Consider the following 3,219-nt stretch of genomic DNA (forward strand, 5'->3'; position numbering starts at 1 on the left):
GGTGGCGCGCGGCGAGCTGGACGGCGGGAACCTCAAGGCGTACACCTCGCGCACCCTGACCGACCCGGCGGACCTGGACGCCGAGTGCGCGCTGACCCGGGAGCGCGGCTGGGCGGGCGCGGTCGAGGAGACCTGGGAGGGTGTCGCCTCGGCGGCGGCGCTGATCCAGGACCGGCGGCGCAATCCGGTCGGAGCGGTCTGCATCAGCGGGGCCGTGGAGCGGATCTGCGAGGCCGGCTTCGTACGGCCGGAGCTGGTCGCCTCGGTGCGCGACGCCGCCCGGTCGATCTCCCGGGACCTGGGCGCCGCCCGCTTCTGAGCAGCCCGTTCTCCTGGTCGCCCGCAATCGGGCGGCATGACGGAATGACGGGAATGTCCGCTCCTCGTGGGCGATTTGTCATAGTTTGCCGGGCTCCATCCTTGCCTCCTCAGCCTCCGGCGGGCCGGCATGGCCCCCGTCGCACACACGACCCTGCTCCTCCGCGACCGCCCCGCGGAGCCCTCGGTCACAAGCAGGTCACCCGCTCTTGACTCGACCCTGAGCGAAGGGGAAAACTGCCGCATGGCGGTCGACAATGTCGAACGGCGGACGGGAGCTTCCCCGAGCAACCCTTGTCCTTCGCACACCAGGCGCCCGCCGCCCGCACCGGCCGTCCCCGCGCGCCGGACCCAGGGGCGCCCAGGGACGGGCCGCCCCGAAGTGCCGCGGTACCCCCGCCGCGGCACCCTCACCTCCGCACCACGGACGAGCCGTACCACCGCATCCCGCACGGCGACCGCGGGACGCACCGGGCACGACCCGCTGGGCATGGACAAGGGAGTCGCAGTGTCCACGTTCTCCAATGGCGACATCTTCGTCGGCGAGACCCTCGGCACCGCCGTACTGGTGCTCATGGGCGGCGGCGTGTGCGCCGCCGTGACCCTCAAGAGATCCAAGGCGCTGGGCGCCGGCTGGCTGGCGATCACCTTCGGCTGGGGCTTCGCCGTCATGGTCGCCGCCTACATGGTGTCGACGCTCTCCGGCGCCCACCTCAACCCCGCCGTCACCCTCGCGATAGCCGTCGACAGCGGCGACTGGAGCAAGGTGCCGCTCTACCTCGGCTCCCAGCTGCTGGGCGCCATGATCGGCGCCGCGCTGGTCTGGCTGACCTACCTGGGACAGTTCCAGGCCAATGACGAGCCGACCATCGGCATCTTCTCCACCGGCCCCGAGATCCGCAATCCCGTCCAGAACCTGATCACCGAGATCATCGGCACCATGGTGCTGGTCCTCGCCATCCTCTCCCAGGGCCTCACCAAGGGCCTGGGCCTGTCCGGCACCGGAGTGCTGATCGTCGCCCTCACCGTGGTCGGCATCGGCCTCTCCCTCGGGGGGCCCACCGGCTACGCCATCAACCCGGTGCGCGACCTCGGCCCGCGCATCGTCCACTCCCTGCTGCCGATCCCCAAGAAGGGCGGCTCCGACTGGGGTTACGCCTGGATCCCGGTGGTCGGCCCGGTCGTCGGCGGACTGCTCGGCGGACTGCTGTACCACGCCGCGTTCTAGCCACCGGGTTTGCCTCCCGCCCGCGGGCGGGGACCGACAACCCGTCAGCTCACCTCAGCCCAGGCCCCTCCACCACCTAACGAGGCCCTCATGACCACGACCGGCAACTACATCGCAGCCATCGACCAGGGCACCACCTCCAGCCGCTGCATCGTCTTCGGCGCCGACGGCCGCATCGTCTCCGTCGACCAGCAGGAGCACAGCCAGATCTTCCCGCAGCCCGGCTGGGTCGAGCACGACGGCGCCGAGATCTGGACCCGGGTGCAGTCGGTGATCCACGGGGCGCTGGACAAGGCCGGCCTCACCAGGGCGGACATCCGCGCCATCGGCATCACCAACCAGCGTGAGACCACCCTGCTGTGGGACCGGCACACCGGCGAGCCGGTCCACAACGCCCTGGTGTGGCAGGACACCCGCACCGAGGCGCTCTGCCGCGAACTGGGCCGCAACGTGGGCCAGGACCGCTTCCGCCGCGAGACCGGCCTGCCGCTGGCCAGCTACTTCGCCGGCCCCAAGATCCGCTGGCTGCTGGACAACGTCGAGGGCCTGCGGGAGCGCGCCGAGGCCGGCGACATCCTCTTCGGCACCATGGACACCTGGGTCATCTGGAACCTCACCGGCGGCCCCGACGGCGGCGTGCACGTCACCGACGTCACCAACGCCTCCCGCACCATGCTGATGAATCTGCACACCCTGGAGTGGGACGAGAGGATCGCCGAGTCGATGGGCGTACCGCTCGCGGTGCTCCCGGAGATCCGCTCCTCCGCCGAGGTCTACGGCCACGCGGTGGGCGAACTCGCCGGTGTGCCGGTCGCCTCCGCCCTCGGGGACCAGCAGGCCGCACTCTTCGGCCAGACCTGCTTCAGCGAGGGCGAGGCCAAGTCCACCTACGGCACCGGCACCTTCCTGCTGCTCAACACCGGCGAACGGGTCGTCAACTCCTACCACGGCCTGCTGACCACGGTCGGCTACCGGATCGGCAAGGAGCGCCCGGTCTACGCCCTGGAGGGTTCCATCGCGGTCACCGGATCCCTGGTGCAGTGGCTCCGCGACCAGTTGGGCATCATCTCCACCGCCGCCGAGATCGAGACCCTGGCCTCCACCGTGGAGGACAACGGCGGCGCCTACATCGTCCCCGCCTTCTCCGGCCTCTTCGCCCCGTACTGGCGCTCCGACGCCCGCGGCGTCATCGCGGGCCTCACCCGCTACGTGACCAAGGGCCACCTGGCCCGCGCGGTGCTGGAGGCCACCGCCTGGCAGACCCGCGAGGTCGTCGACGCCATGCAGAAGGACTCCGGTGTGGAGCTCACCGCCCTCAAGGTCGACGGCGGCATGACCTCCAACAACCTGCTGATGCAGAACATCGCCGACGTCCTGGACGCACCCGTGGAGCGCCCCTACGTCGCCGAGACCACCGCGCTGGGCGCCGCCTACGCGGCCGGCCTCGCCGTCGGCTTCTGGCCGGATGTGGAGACCCTGCGGGCCAACTGGCACCGCGCCGCCGAGTGGACCCCGCGGATGGACCAGGAGACCCGCGACCGGGAGTACAGGAACTGGCTGAAGGCTGTCGAGCGGACCATGGGCTGGGTCGACGAGGACGACGACCCCGCCCGCAGCTGAACCCCCCGGGCCGGGAGCGCCGTCCGCGCCCCCGGCCCGGGCCGCACCCCGGC

At 71.4% G+C, this 3,219-nt stretch carries 3 protein-coding genes; all 3 read left to right on the top strand.

Annotated elements, in window-relative coordinates; all coding sequences use genetic code 11:
* Positions 1 to 319, top strand: a 319-nt coding sequence (locus tag AOK09_RS42880) for an IclR family transcriptional regulator C-terminal domain-containing protein (protein ID WP_245687619.1), incomplete at its 5' end; no start/stop codon positions are given.
* 507 nt (positions 320 to 826) lie between these two features.
* Entirely contained in the window at positions 827 to 1,546 is a 720-nt protein-coding gene (locus AOK09_RS34905; RefSeq protein ID WP_265736759.1) for an MIP/aquaporin family protein, read from the top strand.
* A 90-nt stretch (positions 1,547 to 1,636) separates the two neighbouring features.
* Positions 1,637 to 3,166, top strand: a complete 1,530-nt coding sequence (gene glpK / locus AOK09_RS34910) for a glycerol kinase GlpK (RefSeq protein ID WP_055591215.1) — start codon at positions 1,637 to 1,639, stop codon at positions 3,164 to 3,166.
* Positions 3,167 to 3,219: the final 53 nt, after the last annotated feature.

Source organism: Peterkaempfera griseoplana, assembly GCF_001418575.1.
Taxonomy (GTDB): domain Bacteria; phylum Actinomycetota; class Actinomycetes; order Streptomycetales; family Streptomycetaceae; genus Peterkaempfera; species Peterkaempfera griseoplana.

Coding starts and splice junctions, on each gene's coding strand:
- glpK (WP_055591215.1), top strand. CDS start 1,637: ATGACCACGACCGGCAACTACATCGCAGCCATCGACCAGGGCACCACC.